The organism is Pseudomonas sp. (assembly GCF_030150285.1).
Taxonomy (GTDB): Bacteria; Pseudomonadota; Gammaproteobacteria; order Pseudomonadales; family Pseudomonadaceae; genus Aquipseudomonas.
In genome coordinates, this window is record NZ_JASLGE010000002.1 from 1 (window position 1) to 20823 (window position 20823).

Below are 20823 nucleotides of genomic sequence, written 5' to 3' on the forward strand. Positions count from 1 at the left end.
TTTTGTCCTGGTACACGCGAGAGCGAAAACTCTGGGTCAACATCCACAACCAGGGCACGAGTGTCAGGTGGTAGCGGGTTAAAGAACCATCGCTGCCAAGCCGGGCGGCAGTGCTGACCAAGCCACTGCGCGGGCATCGGCGGCCATCGGCGAGCGTGGTCAGCAATGTAATTTTTTGGCCCATCAAGGCTGAGAGCGCGATTAGGTGATCGGCGCTGAGTGCGAAGATATCCCAGCGATAAAGGTCGGATAACGCTTCATGACCGACCCAGCGCTCCACCTGCAGGCTCTGAGCCAAGGGGGCAGGGGCATCCAGTACATACAGCCGGGTTTGGCTGGAGAGGGTCGAACTCATCGCGGTGATATCCCTATTCAATTAGGTTGTTGCTCTGCCATTTGAAAGCTCGCCGTTCAGGCAGTCGGGCATAACCCGCCAAGAAGTCGGCAAGGAAACTATTGAACGTGCAAAGGCATTTGGGTGGGGGCCATTGTGCCTAGTTGCCCGGGGGAATTGGCGGGGGAAAGAGGCTTAAAAAGACGGACTACAGAAATTAGAGAAAGAGCCTACGAAAACTTGTCAGTGTATTATGTAATAAGCCTCTTTGATGCTCGATGCCAGGCTATACGGCGATAGGGTAGGGTGTAGCATTTTTGTCGTTCGGACAGGAAAGTGTATAGCTTTACAGTGAGCGGTAAGTGAGTGTTGTTAGGTATCCTTCTTTTGAAGGGCGAGTCCAGTTGTTTCGATATCATAAGTGGCTATTTGAAGTTTCTCACTTGCCTTGGAGCGCTAATTTTAAATATCTACACACTCTTTTTTCCAGGCCTCAGGCCTTGCTGGTGTCTTTGCTTTAAACGCAAAAGAAATGCTCCCAATTAAATAGGCAAGAAAGGTTTTTTGTAAAAGAAGCAGCTGGCCCTACTGCAAAGCCTTTCACCTGCTATTTGCCAATAGCTATGGATGTAGGTAAGCGACCTGACTGGAGGTCGCTATATGACGCAGCGTATCACCGCGAGAATTCAACGTCGCTTGATCGATGCGGCGATGGTCTCGGCCATTTTGCGAAGTTCATCCTTGCCAATGGTTGGTTTGCCGTCAGGCGCGTTCTCCGAGTCTTGCATCACGTAGAGCAGCAGGTTGGGGGTGTCTTCCTTGGCATCAGGGTCGCCTTTGACATAGGCGATATAGCCGTAGTCCATAGTTCGTGGCAAACAGCCAGCGGCTTTTTTATCGGCTTTGGAGAAGTATTCGTCGCTCCAAGAGCAAAGTTCAGTGGGCGTGCGTGTAGGGCGGGTTATTTCTACAAAGGTTGATTGTCCTTTGTAGCCACCCATTTGGACTGAGGGGAACTTGTTAAGGCCGAGGGCTTTGTAGTTCACGCCACCCCAATCCGGACGCTCCCAAAACGCTAGCAATTCATTTTCGACGGTTGGATTTTGTTCCATTGAGTAGCTTTCCAGCAAAGATGCACTTTGATCCCGGAAAAGAATTCTGACGTCAGGATGTTTTTTCAGCCGCATGATGGTGCCCATGCTTCGTTTTTGGGGTCTGTCGTCCTTAACGAAGCCGTAGGGCATGCAGAACCCTTTTTCCCGCGGAATTTGGTAGCGGGCGCGGGGGCGAAAATTCTTAAGGAAGTGAGCTTGGTCAGATTTGACCTTGGCTTCTGGATCGGTAGGTGAAAACTCGCCTTTTGACTGAGCGTAATAATAAATTCGCCTGGCCCCATAAATAAAAGTCACTCCCTTAACATTGTAGTACTTGTCAGTGTAGGAGTAACTCAGTGAATTTTTTTTAAAGGCATAGTCAGAGTCCTTTATTGGGCTGTGTTCTGTTTTACCCTCTCTGGAAGCTTTCACAAACTCTAATCTTTCATCTTTTAATCTTAAAAAGCCGGCTCTGGGAAGCATTGAGGATATACGTATCAATCCATCTAAATATATTGAATCCTCAAACAAATCATAGTCGCCCGTATGGACTGCTTGAGATAATTTGCTGGGGTCTGAGCCCCCTCTGGCGATCCCTATATCTACCTCGCCAGGAACGCTTATTTTAAAATACCCAACACATTCCGTTTTCCAGCCTTTAGGGATCTCTTGTGTTTTTGCTGTAACAGCAAAGGAAATACTTCCTAGGAAACAGGCCTGTACGATTGTCCTGACAACCTTCATCCGCGCGACTCCAGGGTGTTGTTTGACAAAAATGCAACTTGCTTTTCTGGCTGGTAAATATCCTCCGGTTCAAACGTGTTCCAAATGCCTTTGCGTAGTTCATGAGCCAATGTCCGTGTCGGCTGAGGATGGCCATTGCCCAGAAAATCTTTGCGTGTCGACTCCCAATCGTAGAGGCGCACCCTGGGTGCCAGTTGCACGTCCCGGTTGATCTGCCAGCCAGCGGTATAGATCGACTCTTTCGCGGCGGCAAACGCAGTAATCAACTCGGCAGAATACGCTTTGTCGTTGAAGTAGGGTGTTACTGCGTTGCTTCTCGCCGGAAAGGAAAACGCAGGGGCGAGCCAGATATTTTCAGTCACGAAAGCTTTGTAGGCATTGCCATTGGTATCCGCGATTTGAAGTACGTGGCACCGAGGTGTGCTGTTTTCAGGAAAACTCATTTAACGTGTCCTTCAGCGTGTTGATCAGTGTTTGAGACGCGCCCAATAAGGCAGTTGCTCTGCACGTTGAAAGCTCGCCGTTATAACCCGCCAAAAAAACGACAAGCTGAATGTTGAGCGCGCAAAGGCATAGCGGCGGGAGACATTGTGCCCAGTTGCCAGGGGGAGTTGGCGGAGGAAAGAGGTTTAAAAAGGAGGACTACAATAATTAGAGAAAGAGCCTACGAAAACTTGTCAGTGTGTGAGGTGACAAGCTCTTTGACGCGCGATGCCAGGTTATCCAGCGATAGGGCAACAGGAGGATAATTTTAAGGTTTATCCAGATGTCGCGCGGTGACCACAGCATTTTAAGTTAAATAGACCGTCATCGACGATGGGCTAGCGGCCAGCAAGTTCTGACGGACACGATCAATCAGGCATAGAACGCCGGTTAGTTGGATGTGTGTGTTCGCACAAACATCATCAACCAAATCGGCGTTCTTGTTTATGTGTTTCCCGGGATTGCGTGATGAACCCTTTTTTGAGTGTGAAGTCGATCAGCCGTTGGCGTAGTCAACGCTGAGTTGCAGGGCGGCGCGATTAAAGGCCACTTTCATCTCCTCGATCACCCGGTCGGTGTGGGCAAAGGACAGGTAAAGGCGCCCGTAAGGCGACGGCATGATCAATACACCCGCTTCGCGCAAAGCCAGGTGCAGGGCTTTGCTGAAGGCCGGGTTGGCGATTTGCAGGGCTTGCGCATAGGTTGTCGGCGCTGCGGCCCCCAGCCAGATTGCGAACACATTGCCGTAGCCGCTGGTGGTAATGCGGATGCCCTGGTCGCTGAACAGGCGTTCGATGGCCACACGCAGCGCATCGCCACGCTCAAGCAATGCGTCGAAATCGCTGGCATCGAGTTGCCCCAGGGTGCTGCTGACGGCTGCGCAGGCCATGGGGTTGCCGCTGAAGGTACCGCCGCGCAGTACGGTGCCCTGTTCAAAACCCGCCAGAATCGCCGGTTTGCCCACCACGGCCGACACCGGCACCCCGTTGCCGATGGCTTTGCCGACGGTGGCGATGTCGGGGTCCAGCCCTTCACGCAAGCCGGCCAGGCCGGCGTAGAGGCGAAAGCCCATCAGCACTTCATCGCATATCACCAGCGCACCGTGCTGACGAGCCACGTCCTGTACATGCTTGAGGTAACCCGGTGCCGGCATGATGCACCCGGCATTGGCCAGCATCGGCTCCAGCACGACCGCCGCGATGTCCGGGTCCTGGGCAAACAGGCGTTCAACATCATCAAAATCGTTGTAGCGCAGCAACGTGGTCCGGTCTGTGGACGGGCGTTGGTCATTGGCAAAGTTGGCTTCAGGGGAGTTGACATTGCCGAAGCTGACATCATCAAACCAGCCGTCAAAACCGGCGGCGACTTTGGCGATTTTGCGGCGGCCGGTATACGCACGGGCGGCACGGCAGGCCAGGTGAACGGCTTCGCTGCCCGAATTGGTGAAGATCACCTTGGACAGTGCGCCGGTATGCCGGGCCAATTCGCTGGCCGCGCCGTGTTCGCGCACATGGGCCCAGGAAGGTGCTGCACCGTCGCTCAGCGCCTCGATCACCGCCGCGTTGACGCCGGCGTTGGCGTGGCCCAGTGCGACTGCACCGAAGCCCAGCGCGGTGTCGACGTATTGGCACCCCTTGTCATCCCACAGGTGGGCACCGCTGCCGTTGCGGATAAACAATGTTTCGCCATGCAAGTCCGGCAAAATACGGGCTGCGCTGGAAACATCACCGACTAGATTAGGCATAAAAACCTCTGATTTCTGGCAAGGGTTACCCATCCCGGGCGTAAGGCCCGGGAGGTGTTTTTACGGTTGTTTAAGGCTGTCGCGGTGGTGGCGAGCCATGGCCTATTCGGCTTTTATTTTCATTCTCTCGTTGCGCCGTCTGAGCACTTCCAGGGTCAGCAGCATCAGCACGGAGAGGACCACCATGATGGTCGCCACCGCTGCAATATTGGGGCTGATGTTTTCGCGAATGCCCGAGAACATTTGCAGCGGCAAGGTGCGCTGTGAAGGGCTGGCCAGGAACAGCGTGACCACCACTTCATCGAACGACGTGGCGAAGGCAAACAGCCCGCCCGAGATCACGCCGGGCGCGATCAGCGGCAACATGACCTTGAAGAACACCGTCAGCGGCGGTGCGCCCAGGCTGGCAGCGGCACGGCTCAGGTTATTGTCAAAGCCTTGCAGGGTCGCGTTGACCGTGATCACCACAAACGGCACCCCCAGCATGGCATGGGCCAGCACCAGGCCGAGGTAGCTATTGAGCAACTGCAGCTTGGCAAAGAAGAAGTACAGGCCCACGGCAACGATCACCAACGGCACGATCATGGGCGAGATCAAAAACGCCATGACCACCCCCTTGAACCGGAAGTTGCCCCGAGACAGGCCCACAGAGGCCAGGGTGCCGATTATCATCGCCAGCAAGGTGGCAAACGGCGCAATGATAAAGCTGTTCTTGAACGCTTGGCACCATTCACCCGAAGACATCAGTTCCTCGTACCAGCGAAACGAAAACCCGTCCATCGGGTACGTCAGGAAGGATGACGCGTTGAATGACAGCGGAATAATCACCAACACCGGTGTCATCAAGAACACCAGCACCAGCAACGACAGCGTCACCAACCCAAACCTGGCCAGTTTCTCGGCCCTGGAAGCATAAGGCTGCATTGTGATTACCTCGATTGGCTGGGTTGGGTGAGCTTGCCGTACACCGCGTACAGCAACAGGGTGGCCACCAACAGCAGGCTGCCGAGCGCAGAGGCCATGCCCCAGTTAACGGTTTTGTTGGTGTAGAACGCGACGAAGTAACTGACCATTTGGTCCGCTGCGCCGCCCACCAGCGCGGGGGTAACGTAGTAGCCGATTGCCAGAATGAAGGTCAGCAAGCCACCGGCCGCCAGGCCCGCGAATGTCTGCGGCACATACACCCGCCAGAACGCGACAAAGGGGTGGGCACCGAGGGAGATGGCGGCGCGTACATAGTTGGCCGGGATGTTTTTCATCACGCTGTAGAGCGGCAGGATCATAAATGGCAACAGCACATGGGTCATTGCGATGATGACCCCGGTTCTGTTGAACACCAGTTGCACAGGCGCGTCGACGATGCCTAACCCCATCAACGTGCGGTTGATCAGGCCGTCTGCCTGCAACAGCACAATCCACGCCGCAGTGCGCACGATCAATGATGTCCAGAATGGCAGCAGTACGCAGATCATCAGCAGGTTGCTTTTGCCTTCTGGTAACGTGGCCAGCCAATAGGCGACCGGGAACCCCAGCAGCAGGCAAAGCAACGTGACCACACCCCCGATGTAAAAGGTGCGGGCAAAGATATCCACGTAGATCGACTGATTCGGCTCGGCGCTGACCAGCTTGCCGGTGGCCGAGTCCATGCGTTGGTCGAGCGCAGCCAGCAGAAAGTAGGGTGTCCAGCTGGACGATGCCTGTTTCATCGCTTGCCAATACTTAAGCTCGCCCCAGGCACTGTCGACTGCGATCAAGGCTTCGCGCTTGTTTTCCACGTTGTCGGCGGGCAAATTGCGCAGTGTTTTGGTGATCACCCCACGGTAGGCAGGAATCTCGTAGCTCAACCGCTTGGAAAGTGCGCCGACCTGGCCGTTCTCTTTGGCGGTGGCCAAGTCGGTGATCAGGGCGGCATACGCGCGCTCATTGGGCAGGCTATTGCCTTTCCAGTCGGCGAGGGCTTCGGTGGTGCGCGGCAGGGCTGTGTGCACGTCGGGGTTGTCGACGCTGCGCGACAACAGCGTGCCGATCGGGAAGGCAAAACAAACCAACACAAACAAAAACAGCGGCGCAATCAGCATCAGCGATTTGAGTTTATACCGGCGCTGGGATTTTCTGAGCTGGGTGCTCAGGTCTTGCGCGGGTGGCTGGCCCGAAGGGGAAGTGGCGGACTGACTCATCATCGTCGACTCAGTGCGGGGCTACGTCCAGGGCACGGATGTGCTCTGGCGACCAGGAAAGGGAAATCGAACTGCCTACGGCCCAACGGTTGTCCATTTGCGCGATAGGGAGCTTGATCATGAAATTGGGTTGCCCGGCAATTTCAGTGATCATTCGCACGTGGTCGCCCAGGTAGATGTACTCCTGTATACGGGCGCTCAGCGGCGAACTGCCGGCCGGCCCGACACGCACGCGCTCCGGGCGTATGCACAGCGCAACCGGATCACCGGGTTGGGTGTGTGCAACTGAAACCGCCTGCACCAGGCTGCCGTCGCCCAAGCGTGCGACGGCCAGCGGGCCGTCCTTGTAAACGAAGGTGCCGTTCAGTGTGTTGTTTTCACCGATAAATTGCGCCACGAAGCTTTTTGTCGGGCATTCATAAATGGCATTCGGGGTGTCGATCTGCTGGATCGCGCCGTCATTGAACACCGCGACGCGGTCCGACATGGTCAAGGCTTCGCTTTGATCGTGCGTGACATACACCACGGTCAGCCCGAGTTGTTGGTGCAGGTGTTTGATTTCCAGTTGCATGTGCTCACGCAACTGCTTGTCCAGGGCCCCCAACGGTTCATCCATCAGCACCAGCTTGGGGTCAAAGACCAGCGCGCGCGCCAGGGCCACGCGCTGTTGTTGGCCGCCGGACAGTTGGGCGGGGTAGCGCTTGGCGAAGTCAGTGAGTTTCACCATGTCCAGGGCGCGCTTGACTTTTGCCTGTTTGTCGACGCTGTTCATTTTGCGGACAGACAGCGGGAAGGCGAGGTTTTGCTCAATGGTCATATGCGGAAACAGGGCATAGTTTTGAAACACCATGCCAATGTCGCGCTTGTGCGGTGCCAGGTTGTGCAGCGGCTTGTCATTCAGAAAGATTTCACCGTGGGTGGGTGTTTCAAACCCGGCCAGCATCATCAGACTGGTGGTCTTGCCCGAGCCCGAAGGGCCGAGCAACGTCACGAATTCGCCCTCTTTGATATCAAGGTTCAGATCCTTGACGACAGGACGCACCCCGTCATAGGTTTTCTGGATGTTTTTGAATCTGACCAAGTGTTTCACGGGGCAATCCTCATTCGGGAGCAGGCCGAAATCATCTTCGCTACTCTTTTGCCGCTCATGCGAAAGGGTGAAGCGCGCGGGAGCGGCTTCAGTGGCATGAGAGGGCGTCGCAATGCAGTGACCTGCCACCCGTGACAGGTGGCAGGGGGGTATCGTGGTGGTCGGGTTACTTCTGGGCGACCCAGGCGTTAAAGCGCTCGGTCAGGGGTTCGATGTTTTCGACCCAGAAGTCGACATCAATCGAGGTGGCCTTGGCACGGTTTTCCGGGGTAGTAGGCAGCACGGCCTGCAAGTCGGCCGGCACCAATGGGTTGGCCTTGGTGTTGGTCATGCCGTAGGCGATGAACTTGGGCAGTTTGGCCTGGTTTTCCGGCTTGCTGGCGTAGGCGATAAAGTCCATGGCGGCGGCTTTGTTCTCGCTGCCTTTAAGCACGGTCCATGAGTCCACGGCCGCCACACTGCCGTCCCACAGAAACTTGAAGTTCTTGCCTTCGTTGTTGTTGAAGCCGGTGATGCGGCCGTTATAGGCCGAGCTCATGACCACATCGCCGGCTGACAGCATTTGCAGGGGTTGTGCACCGGCTTCCCACCACACAATATTCGGCTTGATGGTTTGCAGTTTGTTGAAGGCGCGATCGACGCCTTCTGGCGTGCGTAACACCTCATACACCTCGGACGGTTTCACGCCGTCAGCGATGAGGGCGAATTCCAGTGCATATTTCGGCCCTTTGCGCAGGCCGCGCTTGCCCGGTATTTTCTGGGTGTCAAAGAAGTCGGCCCAGGAGGTTGGCGCGGTTTTGAGTTTGTCGCCGTCCCACGACAGGCCGGTGCTCCACACGATGTTGCCCACCCCGCACTCACTCACGGCTTCAGGAATAAAGTCTGACTTGTTGCCCACGACGGCCCAGTCGATTTTTTCAAACAGGCCCAGTTCACAACCCAGCGCCAGGTCTTCAGACTCCACTTCAACCACGTCCCAGTTCGGGTTGCCGGGTTTGACTTTGGCGTCAAGCACGCCCACACCGCCATCCCATGTCTGGTCGAGGACCTTTTTTCCCGTCTCTTTGCTGTAAGGCGTGAAGAACAACTCGCGTTGAGCGTCCTGGAAATTGCCTCCCCAGGAAACGATAGTGAGGTCGCGGGCGCTGGCAGCTTGCGTAACGGCCAGACCGAGAAGGGCAAATCCAAATGCTGCAAAAGCGTGGCGTGATTTATGCATTGTTGAGCCTCGACGCTGATGGGGTGTTGGTGTGGTAAAAATTTTTACCACTCGCAACGCCGCTAAGCAACATTTATTTTCCGGGATCGAAAACCCTGACAATTGCCCGTACCCCACGGTAAGCGATTGTTTTTTCACGCCTTGAATTTGAGTTTTTTTGCTATTTAATACAGGTGAGCAGGTTTTTTTTGTGCGCGGACTGTGCCTTTATGTAGGCCGGTGGGTGTCTGAAATCGTGTTACTTTGCTTCACGGAGCCTGCCTGCGCGTTACCCCAAAGGTGCGTTTGAGGGCGTTCGCACCGTTTTGAACCACGCCCACGTCCATGTTCTTACCCGTCGATCGGCCCGCTCGGGTACCGTTTATCTGAGGAATCAATCGTGACAGAACCAACGGCCACCAGCCGCTCCCCCCACACACCAGAGGAGCCCGGGGAACGTCTTTTTGATACCTATGAAACCGCCTCCGTGGGGGCACGCCTCAAGGCTTTGCGCCAAGCGCGCGGGCTGTCGATACGCGGGTTGGCCGAGCAGGCCGGGGTGCCGCACGCCACGCTTTCGATTATCGAACGCGACAAGTCCAGCCCGTCAGTGAGTGTATTGAAGCGTCTGCTTCGCCCCTTGAATATCACCCTAAGCGTGTTCTTCTCGGACTCGGCGGTAGTCGACCGCGCGGTGTTCTACAAAGCCGATGAACTGGTGGAACTGGCTGATGGCAAAAAGTTGTCCTACCGGCAAGTGGGGGCCAACCTCGCGAACAGCTCCATGATGATCCTGCATGAACGCTACGAGCCAGGTGCAGACACCGGCGAAGAAGGCGAAGAACTGTATTCTCACGAAGCCGAGGAGGGCGGCATCATCATCGAAGGCCGCCTTGAAATGACTGTGGGCGATGAAATTCGGGTGCTTGAGGTGGGCGATGCCTATTACTTCGACAGCCGCTTACCGCACCGCATGCGCAACCCGTTTGATGAAGTCTGTATTGTGGTGAGCGCGGTGTCTCCGCCAACCTTCTAACTAATCCCACGGCGCTTGTGCCAGTTGCTGTTCGAGAAAGTCCCGGAACACGCGGATTCTGGGGCTAAGGTGTTTGCGGTTGCTGTAGATCAGGTAGATAGGCTCTTTCGCAGACACGTCGAAGGCTTGCAGCAGCGGCACCAGCCTGCCGGCCTTGAGGTCGGCACCGATATGGAACTGCGCCAGTTTGACGATGCCGCCGCCTTCCAGTGCGATATCACGCAGTAAATCCCCTTGGGCAAACACCGCTTTGGGCTGGATGGGAACGGTAATAAGGGTGTCGTCCACCCTGAATTGCCAGGTGTTCCAGTTGCTGTTGAAACCGAAGTTGAAGCAGTCGTGGGCCAGCAGTGCCTGGGGGTGAAGCGGTGTGCCCCGACGCGCCAGGTACTCCGGGGATGCACAGGTTATCCAGGCGCTTTCGCCGATTTTACGCGCCACGCGCGAAGAGTCTGCCAGCACGCCGCTGTGAATCGCCACGTCCAGCCCTTGATCAAAGTGGTCGACATACTGCGGGCCCACCTGGATATCGACGGTGAGGCCTGGGTACAACGACAGAAATGCGGGCAGCCAGGGCACAATCTGGTGCTTGGCGAAGGTGGTCATGGTGTGAATGCGCAACGCGCCGCTGACCCGGGTAGGGAACGCTTCTGCCAGTGAGTCCGCCTCAGCCATGGCCTTCATCACTTCACGGGCGCTGACCAGATACGCCGCGCCTTCTTCGGTGAGCGTGAGGTTGCGGGTGCCGCGTTGAAACAGCCGCACCTGAAGGCGGTTTTCCAGGCGCGTGATGAGTTTGCTGATGGTGGACGGGGTCAGCCCGTTCGCCCGGGCAGCCGCCGAGAAATTGCCCTGTTCATGGGCCCATAAAAAGGCCTGCAATTGGGAGAAGTTATCCAAGCTTGATCCTAGACGGTGTGAAGGCAGCCATGCATGCCCGGAGTGCGCAGTGTTTTGAACTGTATACGCTAAGCGGGGTAGGAAAAAGCGCTTTTGCCGGCGCTTCTTCCTGAGGGCGCGGCCGGGTGAACGCAAGCACCAGGCCACGCGGGCCCGTTCACTTGGCAAACACCACCGGCACGGTAAACCGAAGTGTGATGCCTTCCGGGGGGCGGGGCACGGGTGAGGCGCGCGCGATCATGTCCAGGGTCGTGCTGTCCAGGTCACTGAACCCGGCTGAGCGCACAATGCTGGCGCTGAGCACCTTGCCATTGCTGTCGATTTCAAACCGCAGGTACGCCACGCCCCGGTCGCCACGGTCCCGGGCGTTTTGCGGGTAGCGTTTGAAACGTTCCAGGTGCGCGAGCAATTGCGCCCGCCATTGCACTTTTTGCGCGGGGTCGGCGGTGCCCCGCGACGACTGGCTGGCAGCGGTGGTGCTGGCGGGTTGCGCATCGAGTTTGGGCGGCGCGGTGGTGGCGGATGGGGCGGGCTGTTGCGCCTGTTTATGCGGTGCAGTCGCCAATTCGGGCGCGTGGTCCGGTGCCGATGAATAGCGGCCGTAGGCACTGTCCTTAAGCGGGGATGTGGCCTGTTTGGCAGGGGTGGGGCGCGCCGTCGGGGTAACTTTTTTAACCACGGTCTTCGGCGGCTGGACGGTCGGCGTGCTGACCTGCTTTTGCACGACCTTGTCGGGGGCGACGTGCAGGTCCTCTTCAACGGCCTGGGCCACGGGTGCGGCTGCCAATTCGATCATCATCGCGGCGGGCGCGGCGGCTGCCGTGGCCACGGGGGCGTCGTGCAGCAGCCAGGCAATAATGCCCGCGTACACGCTCAGGGTGATCAGGGTGGCCACGCTCCAGAGCGTTTTGCGGGATCGGTTCAGGTAAGTCATCGGCTCATCATTTTCTATCAACGTAAAACGGGATGCCGGTCAAGGCATCCCGTGTTTAACCGCGGTTGTGGCTTAGAACTTGACCGTCAGGCCGGTGCGCACCGTGCGGCCCGGAGCCGGCATGAAGCTCTGCGCCAGTGGGTCCAGGTAGTACACGTTGGTCAGGTTTTGCACGCCAAAGTCCAACTGGGTGCCCTTGTAGATTTCGTAGCTGGCGAAGAGGTCGAAGATGGCTGATTTGCGGTAGTAGATCTGGTTGGTGGTGATGCCATCGTTCCACGGCTTGTTCAGCTTGGCGATGGGGGCGCTGTTGTAGACCATGCGTGCGCCCAGCACCAGGCTGTTGTCAAACCAGCGGCTGCCCACGGTGGTGTTGATGGCGTACTTGGGCGGGTTCTGGGTGTTGGTGTATGAGCCCGGGAAGCCGCCGTCCACACAGTTGGGGGTTGGCGTGCCGTCGTCGCGCAGTTTTTGTGCCAGGTCCGGGGCGCAGGTTTTGGCGTTCAGGTAGTAGGTGGCCGACACATCGGTGAACACGCGGCCCATGTCGTAGCGGGTCTGCAACTCCACGCCCTTGACCGTGAAGCTGTCCACGTTCTGCAGGTTGCCGGCGAAAATGTCGAGGTAATCGCGGGTGATGTAGTTTTCGATTTTGTTGTCGAAGTAGGCCAGTTTGGCCGCGGCGGTGTCACCGTCCAGGAACAGGTTATTTTTCAAGGTGCTGGCACCCACTTCCCAGTTCTTGCTGTGTTCAGGCTTGAGGTCGGCACCGGGCACGGCGGCCGTGAACAGGCCCAGGGTTGACTCGAACAGGCTCGGCATGCGCACACCTTCGCTGTAGTTGAGGTACACGAAGCTGGCGTCGGTCAGGTCATACTTCACGCTGAATGAAGGCGTAAACGCGTGATCCCGGCGCTCAATCGGCTTGGCGTAGCTGTAACTGGTGGCGTATTTCAGCAGTGAGGGGTCATTGGCTTCGATGCGGTCATAGCCGGTGTTACCCACGGTGCCTTTCTCATAGGGCGTGGCATTGAGCGAGTCCTGGGTGAAGTTACCTTGGGCGTCCGGGCGCCAGTACACATAGCCGATACGGTCCTGGCCCTTGTACAGCCAGGTCCAGCGCACGGGCCGGGTGCCGAAGGTGGCGGGGCTGGCGAGGCGGTTGTGGTCCTTGCTGTGGAATTCGCTGTAGCGACCGCCCACGGTGAAGGTCAGCGGCTTGATCGGTGCCCATTCCAGGGAGCTGACAAAGCTGCCCTCCTGGCGGTCGCCGCTGCGGATAAAACGGTTTTGCTCCAGGTCCGATTGCAGCACCGGTGAGTTGTCGTCCGGGCGCAGTTTTTCTTTCTGGAAGGAGGCACCGTTGTACCAGGCGAACTTGCCGACCTGAGTGTCGAAGCGCGAGGTGTTGCTCACGTCCGTGCCCCAGCGCAAGTCTTTGCTGCGGTTGAGCAACGCGTCCTGGTAACCGTCTTCGCTCAATTGATCGGGTTCGCCTTCATAACCAAACAGCGGGGTCACGGTGCTCAGACCGTTGTACGTCTTGCTCTGGGCTTTGGTGACCCAGCCGTTGGCGCTGAAGTCCACCAGCGGGTTGTCGTCAGGCTTGAAGGTGTAACGCGCGGTGTAAGCGTTGATGCGCATGCTGCCCGGTTGCCATTGCGGCACGGTGCCGGTCGTGTTGCGGATGATGCGCGACGGCATGACTTCACCGTATTCACCATCGGTGTAGCGATAGGCCAGTTCCAGCGCCTGATCCGGCGCGGGCTTGATGATGGTCTTGAGCAGCACCGATTCGGCGTCGCTGGAGGTGTTGAGCACTTCGTTGCCAGCCTTGAACACCTTGGCCGGGCCGTTGGCTTCTTCAGTGACGTATTTGTATTTTTTGGTGGCCGGGTCGTAACGGCGCACTTCTTTGAATACCTGGTAATCCTTGAAGCCCTTTTTACCGGCGTAGTAGTTGCCACTCTCGCGCCGGGTGTAAGCCGCGACTACATCCACGGTGTCGCTGGTATTGGCAATGGCAAGGCTGGTGGAGTGGGCCTGGGGGTTGAAAATAGTGTTGCTGCCTTTGCGTGGCTCCGCGTTGTATTCGTGCGGGCGGTCGACGCTGTTGCTGGAAATATCGCCCTTGAGACGCACGCCGAAAGTTTCGCCGTCCTTGATGATGTCTTTGGGTTGCAGGGTTTTCATTTTGACCATGCCACCAATCGCACCTGCTGCGTCAGCGCCCAGGCTGGGGCCTTTTTCGACCGTGATGTCGCTGATCAGGTCCGGGTCGATGTAGCTGCGCTGCTGCATGCCGCCGTAACCGCGATAAGCGTCAATGGCCTGCTGGCTGCCGTCGATGGTCACCGGCACGCGACTCTGGCCCTGGATGCCACGGATATTCACGTCCAACGCGCCGCCGTTGCGGGTGTCACCGGTTTGCACGCCGGGTACGCCTTTGAGAATGTCGGCGGGTGAGGAGCCGCGGAAACGGTTGAGGGTTTCACCCGAGATATACACGCTGGAGCCCGCTTTGGTGTAGACCTGCGCCGCTGAGCCAGTCAAGCGGCTGGTCTGGCCGCCCTTGATCGTGACCGGGCCGAGCAGTTCCGAGTCATCCAGGTCGCCTTCCAACAGGGCCCCCACGCCGGCGTCGGCGCTGCCGCGACGGCTGAGGATCAGGCTGCGTTGAGCGTCGACGCGCCAATTGACCGGTGTATCCCCCAGCAGCCGTTGCAGGGCTTGTTCGTGGGTGAAGTTGCCGCGCAGGGCCTGGGCATTCATACCATCGACCAGTCCGGCTTCAAGGCCCAATTGCAGGTTGGCCTGGCGGGCGAAAGCGCTCAGGGCGGTGGTCAGCGGTTGGGCGGGAATGTCGTAGAAACGGGTGGTTTGATCACCGTGCGCCAGTGAGGGTTCAGCCGCCACGGCGAGGCCGGGCAGGAACAGTGCGCTGTTGATCGCCACGCACAATACGGCCAGTGCCACCGGTACGCGGGTGTACGCAAGAGGAATGTGCGCAACGGGTGATCGGTTACCCATGTTTCTTCGCCTTTTGTTTTTGGTATTACGAGTCATTCGCAATACAAGGAGCTACAAAGACGAACGCCGTTGGTTTTTTTTTCATCACTCGCGCAATTATTTTTCAGCGGGCGATTTTTTGCGGTCAATCACCGTCAGCAGCGACGAGTATTGGCTGACCTCGGCATCAAACGGAGCGACCAGCGCCTGCAGGGCGCGCTGGGTATCGCGCAGGTCATACAGCCCCGTCACGCGCTTGTTGGCCAGCGCCGGATCCTGAATCACGATCCAGCCGCGCTGGTAGCGGTCCAGTTGCTCCACCACCTGGGCAACGGTGACGTTTTCAAAGAATTGCGCGCCCTTGATCCAGCCGGCGACTTCATCCGGCATGACCTGCAACGGCATCCCCAGGCCGCTTCGGCGGTCGATCCACACGCCTTGCCCGGCGCTCAGGCGGTACTTCGTATTGACGCCGACGGTGCCGTTGCGCACTTCAACACTCAGGCCGGATGCGCGCCTGGCCACATCGAACGCGGTGCCCAAAACCCGGATAACGGCGTCTTCGCTGCGCACTTCAAATGGCTTGTTTGCGTCGTGGGCGACGTCAAAAAACACTTCGCCCTTGACCAGCGTGACCTGGCGCAGGTGATCGTTGAATGTGACGTTGATTGCACTCTGCGGGGCCAGCGTCAGGCGGCTGCCGTCACTGAGGGTGACTTCGCGGGTTTGCGCCGTGGCGGTGCTGTAGTCGGCGCGCCAGGCCGGGTTGAACACCAGTGCCGTGCAGACCGCGAGTGCGCTGATGCAGGCTGCTGCCAGCCAAGGCCAGCGCCGACGGGGCAGCGGTGTGGGTGCGGGCCAGTGTTGGCGAGTGCGGGCGGGTTGTTGCGCAAGCGCCGCCCAAGCCCGATTGACGTGGGCCCAGGCTTCAAAATGCTCGTCGTTACTGTGCAGCCAACGGTCGAATTCGTCCAGCCGTTCGGGGTGGGCTTGCAGGTCCAGCAGCCACTGGCCGGCGTCTTCCAGGCTACGGGCCGAGACAGTGCGGGGCAGTTCATGCATACGGGCTTTCCTTAGTGTGCGCGCTGGCGGCAGGGTCGTGGGTGGCGACGCTTGAGGCCAGTTGAACAATAGCGTCCTTGACCAGACGGTGAGCAGTGGAAAGCGAGAGGTTGAGGTGATCGGCGGTTTGTTGCAACGTAAAGCCCCCCAGGCGATGCATTTCTACCGCCAGCCGCATCTGTTCGGGCAGGCTTGCCAGCGTTGCGGCGATGCGGCTGGCATCGTCACCGTGTACGGCGTGTTGTTCGGGCGACAGGGCCGGGCGCATCCATTGCAGTGGCATTTGTTGTTGACGTTTTTCGGTAGCCTGGCGACGCACGGCATCCAGTGCCAGGTTACGCACGATGCGGTAGAGGTACGCCACGGGCTGGTCTACCGGGTCGTCGCCGCTGCCACAAAACCGCAAAAAGGCGTCTTGCACCACATCTTCGGCACGGGCGTGCTCACCCACAACCGCCTTGGCGTAGTTGATCAGGGCGGGGCGATGATGAAGGTAGAGGTGCAGCCTGGCGGTAGTGTCGGTCACGGGGGAACTCAGGGAGGATGAGCGTGAAGCGCCGCGACGTTAATTTAATTGAGAGTAATTATCAATACCGTTTCAGGTAAGAATCCGCCAAATGCACTGGCGAATTCTCACAAATGATGGGGCCGGGGTTACTGAGTGGGCAGTTTTGCCAATGCGTCACGCAGGGCTTCGGCACTGGTAAACGACTGTTGTGAGACCAGCTTGCCGTTCTCCAATTGCAACCACAGCACCGCGTCTTCAGCGCCAGGGTACTGGCTAACGATCTTGCCATCGCGGTCCAGCACTACGCGGTAGGTGTAGTCGCGCATGGCGGGCAGGGCGAACATTTTGCCAATCAGCGACGGCATACGCTGGATATCGGCCAGGAACACCGCATGACGGGCTTCCAGATAGCCTTTGGGCTGATCCTGCAGCGCGGCCTTGACCATTTTACCGCCGTCCATGGTGCGGGCGACCAGCAAGGTGGTGGTGCCTGCGTTCTGGTCCGTGTTCAGGGTATAGGGCTGATCATGTTGATCCAGCAGGGTCCAGGGTGTCAGGCGATCACCGACTTCCAGCGCCTGAGCCAGCAAGGGGAACGCACTCAGCAACAACACCAATACAATTCTCACGGGTCTACCTCTCTTGTTCAGGGAAGCGGCATGGTAGCCGCGAAGCGCCGTGAGAACACGCCAGATCTGTTTCAGCGTTTGCTGGCCAAGCGTTTTGGCCAGTCGCCGCCACAGGCTCGCTGGCATTCTTCTTCGGAGTCAAAGTACACGTGGGATGCGCCGGGGCGCACATGCACCTGGGCATCGGCCAGTGCCCGTGCGGTCAATTCGCCCATGTAACGGGCCTCGCCATCGGCCAGCGCGAAGTCTTTACTGGCCTGGGTGTCAAACACCCAGACAACTTTCAGGCTGGTCGGAAACGCCGCGAAGTCGACCACATGAGTCAGCCAGACAAACCCTGGAATTTGCCCCTTGGCGGTTTCACAGGCTTGGGTCAGGGATTTGACCAGGCGGCGTTCAAGTTGCGCCTGGTTGCGTTTGCTTAAAGACATCGATGAATCCTGTCAGAGGGACGGCAAAATAAAGGCAGGCATCATACGCGACCTGGGGCCCGGGTTTGCCCCACGAATCAGCGACTCATCCAAATGCATGGCCTTAACCGTTTCAGTGGCCTTAAAAACCCCAAAAAAGATGCGTTTATACGCAAAGGGCCACCTGAGGTAGAATGTCGCGGATGGACGGCTGACGCCCTGTCTTGTCATACCGGTGCTGGCTTGCCGGATGGCGTGGCAAGGGGGTCAGATGACAATGGAGCTGCAATACCGTGTGCGCACGTGTCAGCGCGGGCAGGCTTGACCTGTCGCCGGTCATGGCCGACACACCCAACATGTCACCCAAGTAGCTGAAGCCAAAACCAATAAGAGATCAGCGCCCAAGGTACATAACCGTGAGGTCTATAGTGTGCATAGGCCTTCTATCTCTACCCGTTCCAGGCCTGAACGCACGATGACTGCCGATGAGGCTGTCGACTGTCGCGGTGTTTCATTCGCTGAGTGCCGGGTAGATGGCGTTTTATCTTAGGTACCACAACATGCTAAAGAAAATGAATAAGGGGCTACTGGGCCTGGCGCTGAGCATGGGACTGACGTCCGTGCACGCGGCTGAGCCCAAACATGTCGATGTCCTGCTGATTGGCGGCGGCATCATGAGCGCTACGCTGGGTGTCTGGCTCAATGAGCTGGAACCGGGCCTGTCCATGGAGATGATCGAGCGTCTTGACGGCGTTGCCCAGGAAAGCTCCAACGGCTGGAATAACGCAGGTACCGGCCACTCGGCGCTGGCCGAACTGAACTACACCCCGGAAGACAAGAACGGCAACGTTGAAATCCCGAAGGCCGTTGAAATCAACGAAGCCTTCCAGATCTCGCGTCAGTTCTGGTCCTGGCAGGTCAAGAACGGTGTGCTGAAAGACCCGCGCTCGTTCATCAACTCCACACCGCACATGAGCTTTGTGTGGGGCGATGACAACATCAAGTTTTTGAAGAAGCGCTACGAAGCCCTCAAGGCCAGCCCTTTGTTCGCTGGCATGGAGTACTCCGAAGACCCGGCCCAGATCAAGCAGTGGGTTCCGTTGATGATGGAAGGGCGTGACCCCAACCAGAAAATCGCGGCCACCTGGTCTCCTATCGGCACGGACGTGAATTTCGGTGAAATTACCCGCCAGTTCACGGCTTACCTGCAAAGCAAGCCTGGCTTCACGCTGAAGCTGTCGAGCGAAGTGCAAGACATCAAGCGCAATGAAGACGGTTCGTGGCGTGTGGTGTACAAAAACCTGAAAGACGGTACCCAGTCTGAAACCGACGCCAAGTTCGTGTTTATCGGCGCAGGCGGAGGTGCATTGCACCTGCTGCAGAAGTCCGGCATTCCTGAAGCTCGCGAATATGCCGGCTTCCCGGTAGGCGGCTCGTTCCTGGTCACCGAGAACCCGACCGTGGCCGAGCAGCACCTGGCCAAGGCTTATGGTAAAGCCTCGGTAGGCGCGCCGCCGATGTCGGTACCGCACCTGGACACCCGCGTGCTCGACGGCAAGCGCGTTATCCTGTTTGGCCCGTTCGCGACCTTCTCGACCAAGTTCCTGAAAGAAGGCTCGTACTTCGACCTGCTGACCAGCACCACCACCCACAACATCTGGCCAATGACCAAAGTCGGTATCGAACAATACCCACTGGTTGAGTACCTGGCCGGTCAACTGATGCTGTCGGACGAAGACCGTTTCAACGCGCTGAAAGAATACTTCCCGAACGCCAAAACCGAAGACTGGCGTCTGTGGCAAGCTGGCCAGCGTGTGCAGATCATCAAGCGTGACGAAGAGAAAGGTGGCGTGCTGAAACTGGGTACCGAGATTGTTGCGGCCAAAGACGGCAGCATTGCCGGCCTGCTGGGCGCATCACCTGGTGCCTCCACTGCAGCACCGATCATGCTGACCGTGCTGGAAACCGTGTTCAAGGACAAAGTGGCAAGCCCTGAGTGGCAAGCCAAGTTGCATCAGATCGTGCCGAGCTACGGCACCAAGCTGAACGACTCGCCTGAGCGCGTTGCTCAGGAGTGGGCCTACACGGCGCAAACCCTGCAACTGACTCCGCCACCGGCCATTACGGTGCCAAGCGGTGCAGCGCAAGCCCCTGCTGAAGCGCCGGCCAAGCCTGCGCCAAGCGACCCGGCGTCTGACCTGGCGCTGTAAAAAAGACGCCCCGTCCAACGCTGTTGGGCGGGGCTGCTCTGAAGGCGGTTTCCTCGCGACTTCCCCTTTCCAGTATTTGTGCGCAGGATTTATGGCGTGCCGAATAGCGCTGTCCAATAAATCCCCGCGTCACTTTTCGGATCGACCGCATAAGCGGCTCCCAGCTCGCTGAACTGCGGGTTCATCACATTGGCACAATGACCGGGGCTGGCGAGCCAACCCTCCACCACCTTGGCGGGTGTGCCTTGCCCGGCGGCAATGTTCTCGCCGATCAACCGTGCCGTGTACCCGGCCAGTTCGGCGCGATCACCCGGCGTACCGCCTTCACGGTCCTTGTGGTCGAAATAGTTATGGTTGGCCATGTCACGGCTATGGGCCTCTGCGGCCGCGGCCAGCGTAGCGTTCAGCGCGAGAGGAGGCGCGGCATTGAAGGCCTGAGTGCCGCACTGACGGGGCTGTGCCCGCGCCGCGTTGATCAGTGTCAGCACGTTCTGGCCTTCCGTTTGCGAGTCGCCCAGGCGTCCTGCCAACAGCGGCCGGGCCAGCACGATGCGCCAGTCGCGTTGATCGCGGCTGACGCCGATATCGGTAAACTGCGGGTCGAGCACCACCTTACAAAAACTTTCCTGCACGGCTTTCAGGGCGGATGGCGCGTCCCGAGGCCCGGACAAGGTGATGGCTTGTACGCTGACCATCGGGTACCCGGTACTGGCAAGCGCCTGCTGCAAATCACCGAAGCGGTTGGAGGCCAGCATCAGCCGTGGATCAACAGCCAGCGGCGGCAATTCAGGCGAGGCTTCACTGGCACAGCGTTGAACCTGACTGCGGTACGCGTTGATCGAGTCGACCAATTGCGATTCTTCGCTGGCCACAGCGCACGTGCCGAGCATCAGGCCCAGGGCCAATACTGACAGGCGAGAGAGTGAGAACGGACTGTGCATGAGGGCACCTCTGAACATGAGGTGCCCATGATGCTTTATTTACGCAGCTGTCGCATCACGCCGGCGTCGCCTCGTTCTACTCGTCAACTGCTACAGGGGTAGTCGCTGCCGATCGGGAGGATGCCCCGGGCCGCTGTTGTTTCAGTGTGAATGCGCAAGACAACTGGCGTATCCGGCACATATCCGTTTTCGGGGTTTAACCGGTGCATCGGTTTCGCTTTTACAGCGAGTCCCTTTTGTCAAACAGCCACAAAAGGAACCAAAAAGGCCTTGCCCCGACGTTCGGCCTTCGCTGCGCTCAGGTTCCCTCGCTCCGGTCC

At 58.2% G+C, this 20823-nt stretch carries 18 protein-coding genes; 2 read left to right on the forward strand and 16 right to left on the reverse strand.

The features are described from left to right. From Q1W15_RS00150 to Q1W15_RS00185, 8 genes are all read right to left on the reverse strand, one after another. A partial coding sequence (locus tag Q1W15_RS00150) for a contractile injection system protein, VgrG/Pvc8 family (protein ID WP_300719352.1) occupies window positions 1-355 on the reverse strand: 355 nt, incomplete at its 3' end. A 665-nt stretch (window positions 356-1020) separates the two neighbouring features. Continuing rightward, window positions 1021-2172, reverse strand: coding sequence for a T6SS immunity protein Tli4 family protein (locus Q1W15_RS00155; RefSeq protein ID WP_300719354.1), 1152 nt, complete (start codon window positions 2170-2172; stop codon window positions 1021-1023). After that, window positions 2169-2615, reverse strand: a complete 447-nt coding sequence (locus tag Q1W15_RS00160; protein WP_300719356.1) for a hypothetical protein — start codon at window positions 2613-2615, stop codon at window positions 2169-2171. The genes Q1W15_RS00155 and Q1W15_RS00160 overlap by 4 nt, the downstream gene beginning before the upstream one ends. A gap of 536 nt (window positions 2616-3151) precedes the next feature. Further along, window positions 3152-4399, reverse strand: coding sequence for an aminotransferase class III-fold pyridoxal phosphate-dependent enzyme (locus tag Q1W15_RS00165; RefSeq protein WP_300719358.1), 1248 nt, complete (start codon window positions 4397-4399; stop codon window positions 3152-3154). A 102-nt stretch (window positions 4400-4501) separates the two neighbouring features. Next, complete coding sequence (locus tag Q1W15_RS00170) at window positions 4502-5323, reverse strand: ABC transporter permease (RefSeq protein ID WP_300719360.1); 822 nt, start codon at window positions 5321-5323, stop codon at window positions 4502-4504. A gap of 5 nt (window positions 5324-5328) precedes the next feature. Further along, window positions 5329-6576, reverse strand: coding sequence for an ABC transporter permease (locus Q1W15_RS00175; RefSeq protein WP_300719362.1), 1248 nt, complete (start codon window positions 6574-6576; stop codon window positions 5329-5331). A gap of 10 nt (window positions 6577-6586) precedes the next feature. After that, a complete protein-coding gene (locus Q1W15_RS00180; protein WP_300719365.1) occupies window positions 6587-7666 on the reverse strand; it encodes an ABC transporter ATP-binding protein in 1080 nt (359 codons plus the stop codon). Between the two features lie 166 nt (window positions 7667-7832). Further along, window positions 7833-8885 carry an ABC transporter substrate-binding protein gene (locus tag Q1W15_RS00185; protein ID WP_300719367.1) on the reverse strand — a complete coding sequence of 351 codons (1053 nt, stop codon included), beginning with the start codon at window positions 8883-8885 and terminating at the stop codon, window positions 7833-7835. A gap of 379 nt (window positions 8886-9264) precedes the next feature. Here Q1W15_RS00185 and Q1W15_RS00190 point away from each other — a divergent pair, with 379 nt between their 5' ends. After that, window positions 9265-9900 (forward strand): cupin domain-containing protein, encoded by a 636-nt coding sequence (locus Q1W15_RS00190; protein ID WP_300719369.1) that lies wholly within the window; start codon window positions 9265-9267, stop codon window positions 9898-9900. Here the strand turns inward: Q1W15_RS00190 and Q1W15_RS00195 are convergent, their stop codons facing one another. The 7 genes from Q1W15_RS00195 to Q1W15_RS00225 form a co-directional block, all read right to left on the reverse strand. After that, window positions 9901-10800 (reverse strand): LysR family transcriptional regulator, encoded by a 900-nt coding sequence (locus Q1W15_RS00195; RefSeq protein WP_300719371.1) that lies wholly within the window; start codon window positions 10798-10800, stop codon window positions 9901-9903. Between the two features lie 157 nt (window positions 10801-10957). Next, window positions 10958-11734, reverse strand: coding sequence for an energy transducer TonB (locus tag Q1W15_RS00200; protein WP_300719373.1), 777 nt, complete (start codon window positions 11732-11734; stop codon window positions 10958-10960). A gap of 72 nt (window positions 11735-11806) precedes the next feature. Then, complete coding sequence (locus Q1W15_RS00205) at window positions 11807-14764, reverse strand: TonB-dependent receptor (protein ID WP_300719375.1); 2958 nt, start codon at window positions 14762-14764, stop codon at window positions 11807-11809. Between the two features lie 96 nt (window positions 14765-14860). Continuing rightward, on the reverse strand, window positions 14861-15805 hold the full coding sequence (locus Q1W15_RS00210; protein WP_300719377.1) for a FecR family protein: 945 nt from the start codon (window positions 15803-15805) through the stop codon (window positions 14861-14863). Then, window positions 15798-16331, reverse strand: coding sequence for a sigma-70 family RNA polymerase sigma factor (locus Q1W15_RS00215; protein ID WP_300719380.1), 534 nt, complete (start codon window positions 16329-16331; stop codon window positions 15798-15800). The genes Q1W15_RS00210 and Q1W15_RS00215 overlap by 8 nt, the downstream gene beginning before the upstream one ends. Before the next feature lie 128 nt (window positions 16332-16459). Next, window positions 16460-16942, reverse strand: a complete 483-nt coding sequence (locus tag Q1W15_RS00220; protein WP_300719382.1) for an FAD/FMN-containing dehydrogenase — start codon at window positions 16940-16942, stop codon at window positions 16460-16462. 71 nt (window positions 16943-17013) lie between these two features. After that, window positions 17014-17373 carry a hypothetical protein gene (locus Q1W15_RS00225; protein WP_300719385.1) on the reverse strand — a complete coding sequence of 120 codons (360 nt, stop codon included), beginning with the start codon at window positions 17371-17373 and terminating at the stop codon, window positions 17014-17016. A gap of 539 nt (window positions 17374-17912) precedes the next feature. Here Q1W15_RS00225 and mqo point away from each other — a divergent pair. After that, the gene (mqo, locus tag Q1W15_RS00230) at window positions 17913-19562 is read left to right on the forward strand and encodes a malate dehydrogenase (quinone) (RefSeq protein WP_300719387.1); all 1650 of its coding nucleotides are present in this window, start codon (window positions 17913-17915) and stop codon (window positions 19560-19562) included. Window positions 19563-19651: 89 nt separating this feature from the next. Here the strand turns inward: mqo and Q1W15_RS00235 are convergent, their stop codons facing one another. Next, entirely contained in the window at window positions 19652-20503 is an 852-nt protein-coding gene (locus Q1W15_RS00235; protein ID WP_300719389.1) for a CAP domain-containing protein, read from the reverse strand. Window positions 20504-20823: the final 320 nt, after the last annotated feature.

What these genes read in the sequence shown, in the direction of transcription:
- Q1W15_RS00210 (WP_300719377.1), bottom strand. Translation starts at nt 15,805, where the DNA reads ATGCATGAACTGCCCCGCACTGTCTCGGCCCGTAGCCTGGAAGACGCC.
- Q1W15_RS00160 (WP_300719356.1), bottom strand. Translation starts at nt 2,615, where the DNA reads ATGAGTTTTCCTGAAAACAGCACACCTCGGTGCCACGTACTTCAAATC.
- Q1W15_RS00175 (WP_300719362.1), bottom strand. Translation starts at nt 6,576, where the DNA reads ATGAGTCAGTCCGCCACTTCCCCTTCGGGCCAGCCACCCGCGCAAGAC.
- Q1W15_RS00165 (WP_300719358.1), bottom strand. Translation starts at nt 4,399, where the DNA reads ATGCCTAATCTAGTCGGTGATGTTTCCAGCGCAGCCCGTATTTTGCCG.
- Q1W15_RS00185 (WP_300719367.1), bottom strand. Translation starts at nt 8,885, where the DNA reads ATGCATAAATCACGCCACGCTTTTGCAGCATTTGGATTTGCCCTTCTC.
- Q1W15_RS00200 (WP_300719373.1), bottom strand. Translation starts at nt 11,734, where the DNA reads ATGACTTACCTGAACCGATCCCGCAAAACGCTCTGGAGCGTGGCCACC.
- mqo (WP_300719387.1), top strand. Translation starts at nt 17,913, where the DNA reads ATGCTAAAGAAAATGAATAAGGGGCTACTGGGCCTGGCGCTGAGCATG.
- Q1W15_RS00235 (WP_300719389.1), bottom strand. Translation starts at nt 20,503, where the DNA reads ATGCACAGTCCGTTCTCACTCTCTCGCCTGTCAGTATTGGCCCTGGGC.
- Q1W15_RS00170 (WP_300719360.1), bottom strand. Translation starts at nt 5,323, where the DNA reads ATGCAGCCTTATGCTTCCAGGGCCGAGAAACTGGCCAGGTTTGGGTTG.
- Q1W15_RS00225 (WP_300719385.1), bottom strand. Translation starts at nt 17,373, where the DNA reads ATGTCTTTAAGCAAACGCAACCAGGCGCAACTTGAACGCCGCCTGGTC.
- Q1W15_RS00155 (WP_300719354.1), bottom strand. Translation starts at nt 2,172, where the DNA reads ATGAAGGTTGTCAGGACAATCGTACAGGCCTGTTTCCTAGGAAGTATT.
- Q1W15_RS00205 (WP_300719375.1), bottom strand. Translation starts at nt 14,764, where the DNA reads ATGGGTAACCGATCACCCGTTGCGCACATTCCTCTTGCGTACACCCGC.